At 60.9% G+C, this 17396-nt stretch carries 16 protein-coding genes; 2 read left to right on the top strand and 14 right to left on the bottom strand.

From position 1 onward, the window contains the following. The first annotated feature begins 13 nt into the window (after positions 1–13). Positions 14–781 (top strand): SDR family oxidoreductase, encoded by a 768-nt coding sequence (locus EQV90_RS06305; protein ID WP_240877896.1) that lies wholly within the window; start codon positions 14–16, stop codon positions 779–781. Positions 782–967: 186 nt separating this feature from the next. Next, positions 968–2074 (top strand): Gfo/Idh/MocA family oxidoreductase, encoded by a 1107-nt coding sequence (locus tag EQV90_RS06310; RefSeq protein ID WP_240877897.1) that lies wholly within the window; start codon positions 968–970, stop codon positions 2072–2074. 93 nt (positions 2075–2167) lie between these two features. Here EQV90_RS06310 and EQV90_RS06315 read toward each other — a convergent pair whose 3' ends face one another. The 14 genes from EQV90_RS06315 to EQV90_RS06380 form a co-directional block, all read right to left on the bottom strand. Beyond that, on the bottom strand, positions 2168–3235 hold the full coding sequence (locus EQV90_RS06315; RefSeq protein ID WP_003445134.1) for a nitronate monooxygenase: 1068 nt from the start codon (positions 3233–3235) through the stop codon (positions 2168–2170). After that, positions 3232–4137, bottom strand: a complete 906-nt coding sequence (locus EQV90_RS06320) for an enoyl-CoA hydratase (RefSeq protein WP_240877898.1) — start codon at positions 4135–4137, stop codon at positions 3232–3234. Before EQV90_RS06320 ends, EQV90_RS06315 begins: the two co-directional genes overlap by 4 nt. 15 nt (positions 4138–4152) lie before the next feature. Beyond that, positions 4153–4950, bottom strand: a complete 798-nt coding sequence (locus EQV90_RS06325; protein WP_160627486.1) for a ketoacid CoA transferase — start codon at positions 4948–4950, stop codon at positions 4153–4155. Positions 4951–4961: 11 nt separating this feature from the next. After that, on the bottom strand, positions 4962–5837 hold the full coding sequence (locus EQV90_RS06330; protein WP_003445131.1) for a CoA-transferase: 876 nt from the start codon (positions 5835–5837) through the stop codon (positions 4962–4964). Positions 5838–5859: 22 nt separating this feature from the next. Beyond that, the gene (locus EQV90_RS06335; protein ID WP_003445129.1) at positions 5860–6750 is read right to left on the bottom strand and encodes a VOC family protein; all 891 of its coding nucleotides are present in this window, start codon (positions 6748–6750) and stop codon (positions 5860–5862) included. A 248-nt stretch (positions 6751–6998) separates the two neighbouring features. After that, a complete protein-coding gene (locus EQV90_RS06340) occupies positions 6999–7937 on the bottom strand; it encodes an OB-fold domain-containing protein (protein ID WP_003445128.1) in 939 nt (312 codons plus the stop codon). A 5-nt stretch (positions 7938–7942) separates the two neighbouring features. After that, positions 7943–9154, bottom strand: coding sequence for a thiolase family protein (locus EQV90_RS06345; protein ID WP_010656624.1), 1212 nt, complete (start codon positions 9152–9154; stop codon positions 7943–7945). Positions 9155–9291: 137 nt separating this feature from the next. Continuing rightward, positions 9292–10953, bottom strand: a complete 1662-nt coding sequence (locus EQV90_RS06350; protein WP_010656625.1) for a DUF1302 family protein — start codon at positions 10951–10953, stop codon at positions 9292–9294. A gap of 80 nt (positions 10954–11033) precedes the next feature. Beyond that, positions 11034–12119: an MBL fold metallo-hydrolase gene (locus EQV90_RS06355; protein ID WP_240877899.1), complete on the bottom strand. Its 1086-nt coding sequence runs from the start codon at positions 12117–12119 to the stop codon at positions 11034–11036. Then, complete coding sequence (locus tag EQV90_RS06360) at positions 12112–13974, bottom strand: long-chain-acyl-CoA synthetase (protein WP_003445121.1); 1863 nt, start codon at positions 13972–13974, stop codon at positions 12112–12114. Before EQV90_RS06360 ends, EQV90_RS06355 begins: the two co-directional genes overlap by 8 nt. Then, a complete protein-coding gene (locus tag EQV90_RS06365; RefSeq protein ID WP_003445118.1) occupies positions 13971–15044 on the bottom strand; it encodes an alkene reductase in 1074 nt (357 codons plus the stop codon). The genes EQV90_RS06360 and EQV90_RS06365 overlap by 4 nt, the downstream gene beginning before the upstream one ends. Before the next feature lie 10 nt (positions 15045–15054). Then, positions 15055–15684: a nuclear transport factor 2 family protein gene (locus EQV90_RS06370; protein ID WP_003445116.1), complete on the bottom strand. Its 630-nt coding sequence runs from the start codon at positions 15682–15684 to the stop codon at positions 15055–15057. Between the two features lie 9 nt (positions 15685–15693). Further along, positions 15694–16467 carry an SDR family NAD(P)-dependent oxidoreductase gene (locus tag EQV90_RS06375; RefSeq protein WP_003445115.1) on the bottom strand — a complete coding sequence of 258 codons (774 nt, stop codon included), beginning with the start codon at positions 16465–16467 and terminating at the stop codon, positions 15694–15696. 30 nt (positions 16468–16497) lie between these two features. Next, on the bottom strand, positions 16498–17232 hold the full coding sequence (locus EQV90_RS06380) for a 3-oxoacyl-ACP reductase family protein (protein ID WP_003445112.1): 735 nt from the start codon (positions 17230–17232) through the stop codon (positions 16498–16500). Positions 17233–17396: the final 164 nt, after the last annotated feature.

A 17396-nucleotide genomic window follows, 5' to 3' on the forward strand; every position in this document is an offset into this window, starting at 1 on the left:
CCAGGGAATCAACATGTCCAGGACTCAACTGTTCAACCTTGATGGAAAAATTGCCTTTGTTTCCGGTGCCAGTCGCGGCATTGGTGAAGCCATCGCCAGGCTGCTGGCCCAACAGGGCGCCCATGTAATTGTGTCCAGCCGCAGGCTTGAAGGCTGCCAGCCGGTGGTTGACGGGATCATCGCCGAAGGCGGCAAGGCCACTGCCATCGCCTGTCATATCGGCGAAATGGAGCAGATCACCCGGACTTTTGCCCGCATCCGCGAAGAATTTGGCCACATCGATGTCCTGGTCAATAACGCGGCGACCAACCCGCAGTTCTGCAACGTCCTGGACACGGACCTGAGTGCGTTCCAGAAAACCGTGGACGTGAACATTCGCGGTTACTTCTTCATGTCGGTAGAAGCCGGCAAACTGATGCGCGACCACGGCGGCGGCAGCATTATCAACGTGGCTTCGATCAACGGCGTATCGCCCGGCGTGTTCCAGGGGGTCTACTCGATGACCAAGGCCGCCGTGATCAACATGACCAAGGTATTTGCCAAGGAGTGCGCCCAGTACGGGATACGCTGCAACGCCCTGCTCCCGGGCCTGACCGACACCAAATTTGCATCGGCGCTGGTCGGCAACGACGCCATCCTCAAGACCGCACTGCAACAGATCCCGTTGAAACGCGTGGCCCGGCCCGAAGAAATGGCCGGTGCCGTGCTGTATTTGGCCAGCGACGCCTCGACCTACACCACTGGCGTTTCGTTAAACGTCGACGGCGGATACCTCTCATAACCCAGACCAAAGCCCAGCCCCCCCTGTAGGAGCGAGCTCGTCTCGCGAGCTGTTGGCGGTTTTAAAAAGCTCGCTCCTACAGAACCTGGCTCACAGACCAATAAGTTAATTCCAATAGTTGATATTTCGGAATATTTATTCCATTAATAGCCCTCCCTGAAAATAACAATTCAAAGGATCCAGGCTATGCGTGCACTTGGTATTGGTTTGATTGGCACCGGATTCATGGGCCGGGCCCATGCGCTGGCGTTTCGTAATGTCAGTTCTGCGTTTGAACTGCCGGTGCACTTGCACCTTGCAGCACTGGCTGATGCCGACGCCGAGCGCGCGCAGCACTGTGCAAACGCCTGGGGCTTTGCCCGCGCCCATGGCGACTGGCAACAGCTGATCAGCGACCCGGCAGTGGATGTGGTCGCCATTACCACCCCCAACCACTTGCACTTCCCCATGGCCATGGCCGCCATCGCAGCGGGTAAAGCGGTGTATTGCGAAAAACCCCTGGCCGTCAGCCTGCAACAGGCCGAGCAAATGCATCTCGCTGCCAGGGTCGCCGGCGTGGTCACGCGGGTGGGTTACAACTATCAACACAACCCGATGCTGGTGTTGGCCAAACAGATGATTGAGCGTGGTGACCTGGGACGCATCATCAGTTTCCAGGGCGAGTTCAGCGAAGACTTCATGGCCGATCCGGCGCTGCCCTGGTCATGGCGCTGCGAACCCGGGCATGCCGGCGGTGCCCTGGCCGATCTGGGCAGCCATCTGCTGGCCATGGCGCGCTATCTGGTGGGGGATGTCCAAGCCGTGTGCGCCGACAGCCAGACCGTTCACCCACAACGCCCGGCCAGCCGCAACAGCAGCGAGCTGCGCGACATCCTGATCGACGACCAGACCCACGCCCTGGTGCGTTTCAGCAATGGCGCCCGGGGCACCCTGAGCAGCAGCTGGCTCAAGCACGGTTATAAAAACCGCCTCAGCTTCGAGATCAGCGGTACCGGCGGCACCCTTAAATTCGATCAGGAGCGGCTGAATGAACTGCACCTGTGCAAAGCCGGCCAGGCCGGCTTCGAACGCCTGCTGGCGGGCCCGGAACTACCCGGCTACGCCGCGTTCAGCCCTGCGGGCGGGCATCAGCTGGGGTACAACGAACTGAAAACCCTGGAGGTACACGGGCTGATCCAGGCCTGCGCCGGCAACCCTGCGCCGGGCCCCGACTTCGAAGAAGCCTGGCAGGTAGAACGTCTGGCTGCGGCCATTCGCGAAGCCGCCGAACAACAGCGCTGGATAACCCTCTGACCCCCCCATACCTGTAGGAGCGAGCTTGTCTGTAGGAGCGAGCTTGCTCGCGAGCTCTTTCAACCGCCAACAGCTCGCGAGACAAGCTCCCTCCTACACAGTTCTATGCAATCGGCCCAAACACCGCTCTGCCTCGAGCACCATCTCCTGAATCAGCTCCTCGCAACTTTTCAGCTCGCTGATCGCTGCTGCAACTTGCCCGCTGGGCAAAATCCCTTCATCCGGAATGCCGTCCACCATGGAGCGCTGCAGCAGCACCGGCTGGTTGGCCGCCATTACGGTTTGCGACAAGGCACCCGGGTCTTCCTTCACCGACTGGGCGAACACACTGAACATATGCCCCAGGCTCATGCCGGTCTGTTGCTTCCACTGCCAGGCACTGCCCAGGGCAATGCGCAAGCGGCCAAAGGCACCGGCCTTTTCCAGACGATTGATAAAGGCATTTTCGATCATCCGGTGGCGCATCCCGTCCACCGCCAGGGTCACGCGAATCTGCTGCGGATCTTTGACTTTCACATAGCGTTCCAGGGTCGCCAAAGGGGTGGGCGATTCCCGGGTCATCAAAAACCGCGTGCCCATGGCAATCCCGGCCGCCCCGCTGGCCAACGCTCCGGCCAGACCGCGACCGGTGGAATAGCCACCGGCGGCAATCACCGGGACCTGTACCGCATCCAGCACCTGGGGCAGCAAAATGGTGCTCGGCACCCCGCCGGTATGCCCGCCGCCTTCACCACCCTGTACCGTGACCATGTCAGCGCCCAGCTCCACCGCCTTGAGCGCATGCTTGAGTGCGCCCACCGTGGGTATACACAGCACCCCGGCCCGCTTGAAGCGCTCGATGGTCTGGCGATCCGGCCCGCGACCATAACTGACGGCACGCAAGCGGTACTCGATCGCCAGGTCCACGCACTGCGCAGCGTTCTCCTGGAACATATGAAAGTTGAGGCCGAAATTACTGCCGCCGGTGGCCTCGATCACCCGCTGGATTTCAGCCTCAAGCTGGTCCGCGGCGATGGTCGCCCCGGCGAGAAATCCGAACGCCCCGGCCCGGGTGCTGGCAATCACCAGATTGGCATCCGCCACCCAGCCCATCGCGGTCTGCACTATGGGGTAACGACAGCCCAATGCATCGGTCAGCGCCGTTTGCAGATAGCCACTCATCCACGCTCTCCCGCAGCCGTCTTGTTTGCCTGAATCATGGCCTTGGCGTCATAACCACCGAGCTTGTCGCCCGACAGCAGTTCGTTATGACTATGGGCGAAGTGATGCCAGGCAAACACCGCGTCCATGGCTGTGCGCTTACCCTGCAAATCTTCAACGTGATTGATCGCCTGCTTGGTCAGCGCCAGCCCCATGCGCGGCTGTTTGGCAATGGCCGCTGCCAGCGCATAAGTACCGCTCTCCAGTTCTTCGCGACTGAACAGGCGATTGACCATGCCCATCTGATAGGCGCGCTCGGCACTCATACGGTCGCCGGTAAACAGAAATTCCTTGGCAATGCGCGGGTTCAATTCGTAAGGGTGGGCAAAGTACTCCACCCCCGGAATGCCCATGCGCACCACCGGGTCCTGGAAAAACGCATCATCACTGGCCACGATCAAGTCACACACCCAGGCCAGCATCAGCCCGCCGGCAATGCACGCGCCCTGCACCATCGCGATGGTCGGCTTGGGCAGCTCGCGCCAGCGCCGGCACATGCCCAGATACACCTCCTGCTCCCGGGCGTACAGATATTCGCCGCCAGGCTTGTTGGTGTGATCCCACCACAGGTGCGCACGCTCAAACGACTTGTTGATGTCGCGCCCGGGGGTGCCAATGTCATGCCCGGCCGAGAAATGCTTGCCGTTAGCGCGCAACACTATGACTTTCACCAGGTCATCATTCACCGCCCGACGAAACGCATCGTCCAGGGCATAGGTCATCTGCGAGTTTTGCGCGTTGTTGACTGTCGGCCGATTCAGGGTCAGGGTGGCAATCCCGTCCGCCACCCCGTACAGCACCGGTTCTTCGGTTTCATACACAGCGGTATCAGCCCGCTGCACAAATTCGCTGTCGCTGTTCATCTGGATTCCTTGCCTTCAGGCCTGGCGAATGCCGGGTGGATTGCCCTTCAGCGCGGCTGCGCGATAGTCATGCGGGTCCAGACGACGGATCAGCTCCAATTGCTGCGCAGTAGGCGCCACGGTCTGCTTGATATCGGCTGCCTTGAGCAGCGGGAAGCCCGTATTGTCCTGCACCTGTTCAAAGCTCACACCCGGGTGCAGCGAGCGCACCTGAACCGCGCGGTCCGGGCCGCCGAAGTCCATCACACACAGATCGGTGACGATCAGGCGGATGTCCATCAGGTCGCGGCGCATGCCTTCTTCCCAACGCTCTGACTTGAACCCGACACCTGAAACCATGTCCACTTCACCGGACACAAATGCCCGGGTGTTATGGCTCGGCACAAAGAACGAGTTGATATGGTTGATGCTGTTGCCCGGCAAACCGCGCACCCCCAGCATTGCCACCTTGGGCTTGTGATAGTCGCCAATGCACGACAGATTGGTCTGGCCCCAGCGGTCGATCTGGGTCGGGCCGATCATCGCGTGACGACGGCCGCCCCACACGCACTCAAACACCCGTTCAAACGACAGGTAACCCGAGTAACGCGGCTCATAGTCACCGCGCGGCCCCAAAGGGATCGGCTCTTCCACCAGAAAGGCCTCGCTGTCGGTCATCAACAGTTCCGGGCTGTGGCTCAGTTTGGCCAGGCTCGCGCCCAGGCGCGGGATCACCCCCAGGCCGGAAGCAATCACTTCGCCGTTATCGCGCCAGGCTTCGCAAGCAGCCACGATCAACAGTTCGGCCAGGGTAAATTCGCAAGTCGCAGTCATGTCCATACTCCTCAAAACACTGGCAGCGGCAAAGCGCCCAGCCGGTCGGCACCGCCATTGCTGGCCTGGTAGGCTGATTCGCCCGGTGTCACAAACTCTGCTACATAGCCTTGCCAGCCGTCGGCTTCGCCGGCACTGGCGCTATAACGCTTGAGATGGCTCATGTCCCAGCCGTAATCGGACGGGCACGAGGTCGGGTGTGCACCAAAGGGGGCGTGCACCACGCCACTGACCAGATAGCGCTCAAAGGTATTGAAGCGGGCCTGGGCGGCATCCAGGCTCAGGCGCTCTTCGATCCGCTCGCAAGACACAAAGCACTGCTTGGCGGCACGGGCGAACAGATGATCAAAATACGGATCGGGACCGGTGATCAGGGTGTTACCCAGGCGGTCAGCGACGTTGACATGCAAAAAGGCCATATCCAGGTTCAGCGCAGGCATCGCCAGCAACACTTCACCGTCGTCATAGGGCGACTGCACCTGCTTGATGTCCGGGTTCAGACGGCTGACATCGGTTGCCAGGCCGCAGCGGGTCGGCAAAAACGGCAACCGCATACCGGCGGCGCGCAGGCCCCATTGCAACATGCCCTCATCCAGCTCCATCAATTCCAGCTCACCGGCCTCCCGCGCCTTGCGAAAGTAGGCTTCCAGCGGGATCGCATCGAGGGTGGCAAAACCGAACACCAGTTTCTTGACCTTGCCGGCCGCGCAAAGCATGCCGACTTCAGGGCCGCCATACGCCACCACGGTCAGGTCCTTGACCTCCGAGCGCAGGATCTCGCGCACGATCGCCATCGGCTTGCGCCGTGGCCCCCAGCCGCCAAAACCTATGGTCATGCCGTCACGCAATTGGCCGACCACGTCTGCCGCTGTCATTTGCTTGTTCATGGGTTACTCCTTTACCGGTCTGTTACTGCTGGCCGACTGAAAAATCGTGGCCCCACAGGCTGACCCGGGTGAATTCAAAAGCGCTGTGGTCTTGCCAATCCACCAGCAAGCCGCCATAGCCGTACTCCAGGTCAAAGCCCGAAGGGGTTTTCATATAGAAAGAGGTCATCTGGTCGTTCAAGTGCTGGCCCAAAGTGGCCGACAACGGCACGTTATGCGCCAGGCGCCGGTCATGGGCGCGGCCCACTTCGGTCATCGTTTCGACCTCGACCATCACATGCACACAGCCGGACGGCACCGGGTACTCAGCCAGGGCCAGGCTGTGGTGACGGCTGTTTTTGCAATGCAGGAAGTGAATGCGGATCGGTGCGGCCGACGGGTCGGGCCGGAAATTGAATATGTCCGACAACTCGAAGCCCAGTACGTCCTTGGCAAAGGCCAGGGTGGCATCGAAGTTGGGAGCGGGCAGAACGGTGTGCCCCAGGCCCATCTCACCGGTGACGAACCCCGGAACACCTTGCGGGGAAACAAAGGGCTGGCAATCGGAGCGATGGCCCCAGCTCAGTTCATGGCGGTTGCCCGAAGGATCGGTGACGTGCAGCAACGCCTGTACACCGCGCTGATCGCACTGCTCGGGAGTACCCGGGCGCCAGCTGACATCGGCCTGATCCAGGGTTTCGATGGCGGCATTGAACGCCTTCTCACTGGCCAGCTCCCAGCCCGATGCCAGATAGCGTGACTCACCGCCAGGCACGATCAACATCCGGAACGGGCGTTGGTCCATCTTCACATACAACCCGCCGGCGGGTGCCGCAGTGACCATCATCCCGAGTACATCTTCGGCGTAACGCTGCCACTGCACCGGGTCGGCGGACTCTGCAACGAAGTAGCTCAAACCACGAATGTCGATCATGTGCCTGCTCCTCAATGCCTGTATTTATTGGCTTGGGGCAGTATGGGAAGGAAGGTTGCCGGGCTCATCGTCCGTTGAGACTAAAGCCCTTGAGGACACTGAATAACCTCAACGCTTCATACCTCATAACTGTAGGAGCGAGCTTCTGTAGGAGCGAGCTTGCCTCGCGAGCTTTTAGCGATAGAAAAGCTCGCGAGGCAAGCTCGCTCCTACAGATGACAGGTCACAGGTCACAGGTAACGCGAGGATTACATATAGAGAATCACCAGCTCATTGATCACTGAAGGCCGCTCGCTGCCCAGCACGTGGATGTTGAGCTCCAGGGTCAGCTGGGTACCGCTTTTAACCCGTTCCACACGCTTTACCCGGGCCCGCGAATGGATGGTCGAACCGGCCGGTACCGGCGCCGGAAAGCGCAAACGGTCCGAACCGTAATTGACCATATTGCTGAAACCGGTGATCTCGTAATCCAGGTTCAACTGCATGCGCGACTGCAGGATCTGCACCAGCGCACCATGGGCAATGGTGCCGCCAAAGGGGCTTTGTTTACGGGCCCGTTCCGGATCGGTGTGAATCCAGTAATCATCCCCCGACAACGCGGCAAAAGCGTCGATCAGGCCCTGATCAACCACAATCCGGTTGCTCCAGGGGCTGAACGTGTCGCTGACCAGCGACTGCAACGCGGCCTCGTCATCCAGTGCAATCTGGCGTACCCGGGGCGCTGCAACCGCCGGCTGCTGCACTGCTGCCGGCAAGCTCTTCAAAGCCTGCGGGTCCTTGTCCATCCCGGTAAAACGCAACAGCCGCGTACCCTTTGCGTCCACCTCGGCAAACACCGGCTGCAGGCGCATCCCGACCTTGACCTCGGACTCGTCCAGGCCCACCAGATTGCTGTTGATCCGTACCCCTTGATCCAGCTCGATCACCGCCAGCATCTGCGGCATTTCATCGGCAAAATCCGGCATGGTGGCAATCCGGGTCACAGTGAAGCTGTACAAGCTCGCCCCGCCGCTGACTTCACGCCAGGCAAGCTCGTGGGCCAGGCAGCCGGGGCAATGCCGACGCGGGTAAAACACCCAGTGACTGCATTGATTGCACTGCTGGATCAGCAGGCGCTCGGCCTTCAGGCCTTCCCAGAACGGTGCAGAAATCTCGGTCGGGACCGGCATTGGTTTGTTGTTCGACATCGGATTCATGCTCCCTGAAGTATCAATGCGCCCTGCTCACTCATCACCCCACCGGTGCCTGAGACATACACCGTGTCGCACTGCGCAAGCTGACGCTCGCCCGCCTCGCCGGCGATCTGGGTTACTGCCTCGATCACCTGCGACATGCCGCCGGCGGAACCGGCCTGGCCAAAGCTGAGCTGGCCGCCATGGGTGTTCATCGGGAAATCGCCACGCCAGGTCAGGTCGTGTTCACGGACAAAACTCATGCCTTCACCCTTGGCGCAGAAGCCTGCGTCTTCCAGGGTCAGCAAGGCAGTAATGGTGTAGCAATCGTAGATTTGTGCAGCATCCACATCCCCGGGCTTGAGCCCGGCCATGTCGAACGCCCGGCGCGAAGCAGGACCAATCGGGGTTTGCACCATGTCGGCGGCATAGGACGGCGACTTGAACGCCAGATGCTCACCGAAACCGGTGATATACGACGGCCGCTTGCGGGCACGGGCAGCCACTTCCTTCGAAGCAATAATCAGCGCTGCACCGCCGGCCACCGGCATCACGATCTCCAGTACATGCAACGGATCGGCAACTTTCTTGCTCGCCAGCACTTGCTCGATGGTCAACGGCTGGCCGTAAAACATCGCTTGGGGGTTGTACTGCGCGTTAGTGCGCTGATCCACAGCGATTTTTGCCAGTGCCCGCGGGTCATAGCCATATTGCGCAGCGTAACGCTGGGCAATCATGGCGTAGCCGGTGTTCTGGCCCATGTGGCCGTAGGGCAAATCGAATTCGGCTTCGGGTGCCCCGAAGGCGGTGCTGTGGCCACCGAAGCGCATGGCCCGGGCCATCCAGCTCGGGTCTTCGTCCGGCCCCAGCGGCGCCATGCGTGCAGGCAATACGCAGAGCACCGCCTGGCACAGACCCAGCTCGATGGCTGCCGCCGCGCGCCAGACCATGCCCACCGAGGTACAGCCGCCAAGGTCGACCACTTCGGCAAAGTTCAGGCGCAAGCCCAGGTATTCGGCGGCCATGGCAGGCACGAACACCGAAGCTTCATGAAATTGCGGGCCGTTGATTACCAGCCCGTCCAGGTCCGAGGCTTGCAAACCGGCATCGCGCAAAGCTTGCGCGGCCAGATCTGCAACCTGCTCCAGATGGAACATGCGCGGCGCCGTTGCGTATTTTTCCGGTTTGTACTGAGCGCTGCCGACAATGGCCGCGTGACCTTTAAGACCCATAGGTTTCTCTCTTTTATCGGTTCACATTTGCCCCGTTGGGGGAGCCGGCTTGCCAGCGATGCAGACCCTGCGCCCAACCATACATGCTGCAGCGATCCAATCGCGGGCAAGCCCGCTCCCACAGGGGCATACCTTGATTAGAACGTGTACTTCATCGAGAACGTGGCGTAGTCACGGTCTGCCAGCGGACGGTAGATCGGGTCCGGCGAGCCCAGGTACGCGATGTACTTGAACGACATTTCCAGGTTGCTCAGGTACTTGAACGTAGTGCCCGCACTCAGACGGCGGTCACCGGCCACCCCGGCGATGGTCCCGGACATCGGTGCAGCACCGCTGAACACGTTGGAGAAGGTAAACGGCACCTCAAGGTCCCAGCCCTGAAACACACCCGGGTAACTGAACGATGCACCCACGGTATAAGCGCTTGAAGAACGGGTTCTCCAGGCCGAGGAGGTTTTGTAGGTGTAATCATTGGACGGCTGAATCGCCCCTGCATACGGAGGAGCAACAGGCAGGCCCAACAGATTCGGCGCACCTGACACATCGTCCACATCATCCACGCGTACGGTGACGATCTCACCGGTCAGCGTGGTCTGGCTGGCCCATGGCCTGTCACCCAGGATTCGCATGGCCGAGAGCTGCAATTGCTGGCCTTTGCCGCGGGTCGGCACCGGACCCAGACCGGTATTGACCATCACCGGGGCTCCGTCGCGGTAAGACCATTCAGCCCCCAGCTGGTATTCACCCAACTTGGTGGCGGCACTGATACCGGTCAGCTTGATATCTTCGAAATACTCAACCTTGTAGCCGTTGGTGGTGTAGGCATACTGCCCATTGCCCAGGGCCAGGGGTTGATAGCCAACCAGCGCTGTGGCTGGGTTTTTATCGTGGTACACCACATGGAACAGCGACAGTTCCAGGTCGGTAGTCGGGCGGTAGCGGATTTGCGCACCCCACTGGCCGCTGTCACGGGGTTCGTCGGTGCCCATGTAATTGATCCGCGAGCCGTTGGCCCCGAGAATGAATTCGCGTCCAGGGCCGATCACGTCAGAGGTCGACAGATAGCTGCCCACTGGCGGCAGCTCGGTGCCCTTCCACTCGTACTGCACGTAGCCGCCCAGGGTAATTTCCGGGTTGATGCGGTAAGACGCCGAGAACTGGCCCACCGGCAACAGCACTTCCTTGACCTCAACCCCGGGCTGCGCAGCCTTGACCGCATCGGACGGGTTCTGTACCCCGTTCACGCCCGGGTAGTAAAGGCTTTCGCCCCAGGACTCGATATGCCGACCGGCCTTGACGTCGAGCATGGTGTCATTGTCAAAGCGCCAGCCGCCAAACACATAGGCGTCGAGCAAGCGGGTGCGGCCACCGCTGTAATACTTGGTGTCGCTGGTGAACTCATCGTTGCTCCCGGTCTTGTTGACCGTCGACGGCGAGTTGTTGTCGTTTGAGCGGTGGTAAACATCGTCATAGAAGGTACTGGCACGGACCACAGCGCCGTAGTTGTCCTTGCGCAAAATCATTTCGCCCAGGGCACCCACGCGGTTGGTGGTGAGACTGTGCTGATCGAAGTTGCGGTTCGGATCATCGACGTTGATGCCCATCAACCTGTTACTGGGGTCACCCAGGCGCATACCGATGCCGTAACTGGTGGTCACCGACCAATCGATGGTGGTGCCGTCATCAAACTCAATAGTGTCCCCCGCCCACACCGGGCTGGTTACCAGCGCAACGGCGACTGCCAGGCCCGTGACCTGAAAGTTGTGCCCAAGACATTTATTGTTGTTTTTATTGATCACTCTGCCTCTCCTGATTAGCGACCTTCTGGCCGCCTCGATGGGTTCAAGCGTCATTGCGTTCTGCAGCGCATATACCCTGCTCATGACAACTGAAGCGGGTCGAACTTCACGACTCCTGTCCCGGCCTGCGAATAGCGATGCAGCCCTCCCTGAACCTCACGAACGAGCGCCCCCTCGGCCATGAGGTAATTGGCGTGAGCCAACGTCTCCCCAACCGCCATCAGCTCGTCAAAACGACCTGACAGTTTTTTAAACAACACCGCCATCATTTCCAGCGCCGTGAGCGGTTGCGCACAGGCCTGGTGCAGTTGCTGCAAATGGTTCAGATGGTGGTCACGCAACTGGTCCAGGCGCAGATGCAAATTGCAGAACGGCCGTTCATGGGCCGGCAGCACCAACACGCTGTCGGGAATGACCCGCAGCCGCTCGATGGATGCCAGCCAGTCGCGCAATGGATTGGCCTCGGGCTCCGTGACATAGACGGCGATGGTTGAAGTGATGCACGGCAACACTTGATCGCCAGAAATCAGCAAGCCGTCATCAGCGGCATACAGACATGCATGCTCGGGTGAATGACCATTGCCCATCACCACCTGCCAGCGCCTGCCGCCAATGGTCAGCTCGCTGCCATGCTGCAACCGGATAAACCCGGCCACCAACTGCGGCCGAAAATGCTCACCCTGGATCAGCGGCAACAAGGCTGCCGTGCGCTCGGGACTGAAACCGGCTTTCTGATAAAAATCGACAAAAGCCCAATCAGGTGTCTTCGCCATCGGCGGGCCATGGTGCAGAGCTTCAAACTCACCATGGGTCATCAGCACCGGACACCGAAAACGCTCGGCCAGCCACCCCACCACACCGGTGTGATCGCTGTGAAAATGGGTACAGATCACCGCTTTGAGCGCCAGGCCCTGGAACACGTCGACAAATACCTGCTCCCATACCTCACGACACTGGTCACTGTTGAGGCCCGTATCCACCGCCACCCAGCCGTCGCCATGGCGCAGCAGGTACAGGTTGATATGGTCCAGGCCAAAGGGCAGCGGCATGCGCAGCCACAACACACCCTCGGCCACCTCTTGCACCTGCCCGCTGGCCGGCGCCTGAGGCCACGGGTAGCGCAGGCCGTCACGCCATTCATGGCCCCGGGCGTCGATTTCACTCATGACTGCTGCCCACAAAAGGTGCCAGCCCGGCCCGGGCCAGTACTTGCAGCGAGTACGGCTGATAGGTACGGGTGCTTTCGTCACGCACGAACAGCGGATCGGCAAACAGGCCCGGGGCGTAGCCCTGACGCTGCAAATCGACCTTGCGCAACTTGAAGGTGCTGGTCATGTCAGCCGTCGCCGACACCCGCACAAACATCGGCGCCGCATAACGTGGCAAGCGCGCTTCGGTCAGGTCATAGAACGCCTGGGGATCAAAGGTGTGGCCGGCCTGCATCAGGATCGCCGCCATGCCCGCCCGGCCTTCGTGTTCCGGCACTTGCACGCCATACACATTGATCAGTTCCAGTCCCGGCAAGTCACTGAGGGTATCGGCGACTTCCAGGGTGGAAACGTTTTCGCTTTTCCAGCGAAAGGTATCGCCGATACGGTCGACGAAATAGAAATAACCGTCGTCGTCATAGCGCAACAGATCGCCGGAACTCCAGTACGCATCTCCGGCCTGGAACACGTTGCGGCGGATCTTGCTTTCGCTGGCAGCGGCGCTGGTATAGCCCTCGAAACGCCCCCCGCCGATCTGCGGATGATTGACGATGAAACCCATCGCTTCACCCACTTCACCCGGCTGACAGAGCTGATAGAAACCCTGTTCGTCCCGTGGATGGGTGTCACTTTCAACGTCGTAGCGCACCAGCCGCAGATTGGTCCGGCTCCAGTCCGGTACCCGGCCGCACGAGCCCACATAGTTGTCGACGTTGATCAGATTCGCGTTGGCCTCGGTGGCGCCCCAGCCTTCGAACACCTGGATCGGGCCGAAGCGCTCAAGCCAGCGCTGCCACGACTCGGACGTCAGGCCGGCGCCGAGCATGTAACGCAAACTGTGCTCCCGCTCCCCGGCCACTACGGGCTGGTTGAGCAAGTAGCGGCAAATTTCACCGATGTACTGGAACACCGTGATGTTATTGCGGCGTACGTCCTGCCAGAACTCACGCACACTGAACTTGCGCCGCACCACAATGCTGGCACCGACACGCAATGCGGTAGAGGTCACCGAAGTCGCGGCAGCTCCGTGGTACAGCGGCAGGCAGCAATAAAAAACGTCCTGGGCAGTGGCCCCCATGGTGACTTCCATCACGTCACCCGAAGACATCCAGCGCATATGGCTGTAGCGCGCAGCCTTGGGCAAACCGGTGGTGCCCGAGGTGAAAATCAGCAAAGTGGTGCTTTCAGCCGTAATGGCAGCGCGCACTTCACGGGCAAAAGCTGTGTCCGCAGCGCGGGCAATCTGCTCGCTAAAGCTCTGGTCGACGCAGGCCGGCAACACGCGGTCGTGGGGGTTTTCCGGATCTTCAATCAACCACCACGGCACATCCGGCAAGCCTTCGGTGGACAACAGGTTGTCCAGGCATTCCTCACCGACCACCACGGCCTTGGCCTCAGTGGTCTGCAGTGCGTGCACCAGCGGCTTGCCATTGACCTGGGTATTGATAAACGCCACCACGGCGCCAAGCTTGACCAGGCCAAACCAGCAGAAAAAGAACTGCGGGCGGTTTTCCATGGCAATCGCGCACACATCACCGGGGCGCAGACCCTTGTCGTAAAACACCCGGGCCATGCGATTGGCCTGGGCGTCGACCTGGGCATAGCTATATACATCAGTGCCGTAGATCAAAAATGGTCGTTGGGGAAAGCTGCGGGCCTGCGCCTCAAGACGATCGGCCAGGGTGTACAGGTCCGCCGGCTTGATCTGCGCGCTGGCTGCCGAACGCAGGTCCAGCAGCTCCTGAGTCTGCTCGCGGGGCACTGGCTGTTGCCGGGGTGCCACGGGCGTGCTGAAACGCGACATATCGTTCATGGCGTCACCGTCTCGCTCTGCGGGTAATCGCTGTAGCCTTCAGGACCTGGCGAATACAGGGTTTTGCGATCGAAGCGGGCCAGAGGCAAGCCCCGGCGCAGGCGCTCCACCAGATCCGGGTTGGCAATAAAATGCCGGGCGAACGACACTGCCTCGCCCTGACCGGCCTGCAAGGCAACCTCGGCCGATGCGCCGTCAAAACCGTCGTTCAAAATAAGTCCGCTGCTGCAATGGCGCTGCGCCAGGGCGAAGGCATCCAGCTCGGCCAGGGGCGAGCGCATGATATGCACGTAGGCCAGACCCAACGGCTCGGCGGCCCGGCACAGGGCTTCGGCGGTGGCCAGCGGATCTTCGTCGCTGATGTCATTGAACGGGTTGCCCGGGCACAGGCGCAACGCCACACGCCCGGCACCGATGGCCGCAGCCATGGCGGTCAGTACTTCAGCAGGGAAACGCACGCGGTTTTCGACACTGCCGCCATAGCGGTCTTCACGCAGGTTGCTGCCCGAAGCCATGAACTGCATGGGCAGGTAACCGCTGGTGCAGTGCAACTCAACCCCGTCAAAACCCGCTTCACGGGCATTCAGGGCCGCCTGGCGATACTCATCGATCACCCCGGCAATGTCTTGCAGCGACAAAGCCTGTGGCTCGTCGCTGTCCACCAGCCCGGCCTGATCGGTAAACAACTGGGTGCGCGCGCGCAACGCCGAAGGAGCAACGGTTGCAGCGCCTGCGGGTTTGTTCTGGGCGCAGGAAGCACGGCCTACGTGCATCAACTGCAGCACGATCAGGCCGCCTTCGGCGTGCACCGCATCGGTCACGGCCTTCCAGGCGCGAATCTGTTCGGCGTTGTAGATGGCCGGGGTCCGGCAATAGCCCAGACCATTGGCCGAAGGTGAAGTGCCTTCGGCCACAATCAGACCCGCCGAGGCCCGTTGACGGTAGTACTCGACCATTTCCGCGGTAGGTACCCCGTGCTGATCGGCACGGCTGCGGGTCATGGGCGCCATGACGATCCGGTTGGCCAGTTCAAGGTCACCCAGGCGTACGGGTTCAAACAAAATGCTCATAACGGGCTCCTTAGCGCACGCGTATTTTCGGTGCGCCAGCCCCACGGCGCAGGGTGGCAAGAAAGTGTTCCACCGGAGCGGCGCTGGCCACTTGCGGCAACTGATCCTTGTCCGGGCGTCTGGCCCAGAATTCGGTCCAGGACGGGAACAGGTCGTGGAAGGTCCCGGCATAGGGTTCGCGCCCCGGCCAACGCATTTTTTGCGTGCCGATCGGCGGCTTGTTGAGGTCGCTGGCGTACCAGTAGCACGGCAAGCGACGACGGAAATACCAGCGCCCCTGCATGCGCTCGTAGTCATCCCAATAGAGCATTTGCATGGTCACCCACTCAGGACCGGTCTCGTGCTCGTTCTTGGAATACACCACGCCCACCGCATGGTCCGGATCGGTGAACTCGATCAGGTGCTGACCCAGGTGGTGCGAGGTGCCATGGAACTGGTCGCGCAGGGTGTCATCGACCCAGGCTTTAAGGTGCGCGCGTCCGGTTTTTTCGCGACCGACGCGGATGTCTTCGGCAAACAGATTGACGTGGGCATCGAGGTCGCGCATGTCCAGCGACAACGAATATTTACCGGCCAGCTGACGGATTTCTTCAATCGATTCCAGGCGGTCAAGCCGGGCAAGCAAGGCGTTCTGTTCCATAAAAAGTCCTTATTCCAGTACCGTGTACAACTCGCTGCTGCGCCCGCCATCTACCGGCAAGCTGGCACCGGTGATGTACGAGGCTTCGTCGCTGGCCAGAAACAGAATGGCGTTGGCCACTTCCAGGGGCTGGCCGACGCGCTTGAGCGGGATCAGTTTTTCGGTATTGAGCCGGGTCTTGTCGTCGGTCAGCATGCCGGCGGTGGCCGGGGTCTCGACGATGCCGGGGATCACCACGTTGCAGCGGATGTTGTGGCTGGCACCTTCACTGGCGGCCGCGCGGCTGAAGTTGATCACCGCCGCCTTGGCAGCGGAATATCCGGCCATCCAAGGCGTGCCGAACAGCCCGCAGATCGAGGCAATATTGATGATCGAACCGCTGCCCTGGACCCGCATCAGGCCCATTGCCGTGCGGGTGCCCCAGAACGTGCCGTCGACCGTGGTTGAAAAGTTGGAATGCCAGTCGGCGGTGCTAGTGCTGTCAATTGCGCCCCAGCTGTAGGCCATGGCGTTATTCACCAGAATGTCGAGGCGGCCATTGCGCTCAGCGGCAGCGCCGATGGCACCGACATAGGCGGCTTCATTGCTGACATCGGCCACCGCACATTCAGCACGGCCACCGGCATCGCGAATCTGTGCCGCTACGGCTTCCAGCGGCTCGATGCGGCGACCGCAGAGCACCACCAACGCACCCTCCTGGGCAAACCGCAGGGCGGTAGCCGCGCCAATGCCCGAGCCTGCGCCGGTGATAAATGCAACCTTGCCTTGTAAACGAGTACCCATGCTCTGCTCTCTCCTGTCGGTGCCCCGGGGTCAGATAAACGCCATGCCGCCGTTGACCGCGAGGTTTTGCCCGGTGATGAAGCCGGCGTCTTCGCTGGCCAGAAAGGCAGCGACGCGGGCGATTTCTTCGGTTTCACCCATGCGTCCCAGAGGGATGGCCTTGAGCATGCTTTGCATCCAGTCATCCGGGATGTCGGCCATCATCGGAGTGTTGGTCGGGCCCGGAACAATGGTGTTGACGCGAATGCCGTTGGCGGCCAGCTCACGGGCCATGCTGCGGGTCAGCCCCATTACGCCGGCCTTGGCCGCGCAGTAGTGGCTTGGACCTTCGCCGGTCAGGGCCGAGGTGCTGGAAATATTGATCACCACACCCGGGGTGGCGGCCTTGAGCATCAACTTCACGGCTTCACGGCTGCAGAAAAAAGTGCCGGTGAGATTCACCCCGATCACCCGCTGCCAGTTCTCGTCCGGTGTCTCGGCGAATGCATCAATGGAGCCGATGCCGGCGTTGTTGACCAGAATGTCGAGGCTGCCGAAGCGCGCCTGTACAGCGGCCATGGCGGTCGCCACCGAATCACTGTCGGCGACGTTGCAGATCACGGCCAGCGCCTTGTCGCCCAGCCCTTCAATGGTCTGGTTGGCCGCATCGAGGTTGATATCGGCCGCCACTACCACTGCGCCCTGCTCGGCGAAATGGCGCACAATCGCCCGGCCCATGCCTTGCCCTGCACCGGTCACAAACGCAACTTTATTCAGCAACTTCATGGTGTTTCTCCCACCTGCCAGATGTCGGCCGCCCGTAAGCCGTGGGCGGTGCATGGGGACAATCATTGACTGGAGGAAAAAGCTGAACATCGTCCGATGGGACTAAGCACCGAACCGCAGGCAGCAAGCTTGTCCGGGATGGCAGCAATGGACTGCAACAAATA

It is taken from the genome of Pseudomonas sp. TMW22089 (assembly GCF_022496645.1).
GTDB lineage: Bacteria > Pseudomonadota > Gammaproteobacteria > Pseudomonadales > Pseudomonadaceae > Aquipseudomonas > Aquipseudomonas paraversuta.